Annotated in this window: 1 protein-coding gene; it reads right to left on the bottom strand. The window is 67.9% G+C overall.

Annotated features, from left to right (window positions below; translation table 11 throughout):
• Positions 1–943: condensation domain-containing protein (locus tag AB4112_RS35990; RefSeq protein ID WP_441727269.1), on the bottom strand; the 943-nt coding region annotated here is incomplete at both ends.

The following is a 943-nucleotide window of genomic DNA, read 5'->3' on the forward strand; positions in this document are numbered from 1 at the left end:
CGACACCGAACCTTCCTCCAGGCTCAGCACCGGCACCGGACCGCACCACGCCTCCGCCCCTGAACCGATCACGCAGACCGGGCCCGCATCCGACACCATGTAGCCCAGCCGGTCCGCCGGATACTCCGGGTCCAGCGGCAGGTATGCGGCCCCCGCCTTCAGCACACCCAGCACCGACACCACCATCGACACCGAACGCGGCAGCGCTATCCCCACCACGCTCTCCGGGCCGATCCCCCGGCCGATCAGCACATGCGCCAGCCGGTTCGCACGGCGGTTCAGCTCCACATAGCTCACAACCTCGTCGCCATGCTCCAGCGCCACCGCATCCGGCGTCCGGCGCACCTGCGCCTCGAACAGATCCGGCACCGTCCCGCCAGACACCGCCCGATCCGTCGCATTCCAACCCGACAGCAGACGGGACCGCTCCTCCACATCCAGAAGCTCGATCCGGCCTACCGACTGCGATGGATCCGACACCACCGAGCGCAGAAGCCGCACCAGCCGCGACACCAGCCCTGCCGCCGTCTCCCGGTCGAACAGGTCCGTGCTGTATTCCAGCAGCCCTTCGAGCCCCGCCTCCCCGCCCTCCCGATCCCGCTGCTCCCACAGGTTGAAAATAAGATCGAACCGCGACATCCCGGTCTCCGCCGTTGTCGCCGTCACCTCCAGCTCGGGGAATTCGAAAGCCGCCTGATCGGTGTTCTGGAAGGCGAGCATGACCTGGAACAGGGGATGGCGTCCGAGCGATCGGGTGGGGTTGAGGGCTTCGACCAGGCGCTCGAACGGCAGGTCCTGATGCGCATAGGCCGACAGGTCCCAGTTCCGCACCCGGCCCAACAGCTCCCGGAAGCTCGGATCACCCGACACATCCGTCCGCAGCACCAGCGTGTTCACGAAGAACCCAACCAGCTCCTCCAGCGCCGCATCCGTCCGGCCCGCC

The sequence above is a fragment of the Inquilinus sp. 2KB_23 genome (genome assembly GCF_052115705.1).
GTDB classification, from domain to species: domain Bacteria; phylum Pseudomonadota; class Alphaproteobacteria; order DSM-16000; family Inquilinaceae; genus Inquilinus; species Inquilinus ginsengisoli_A.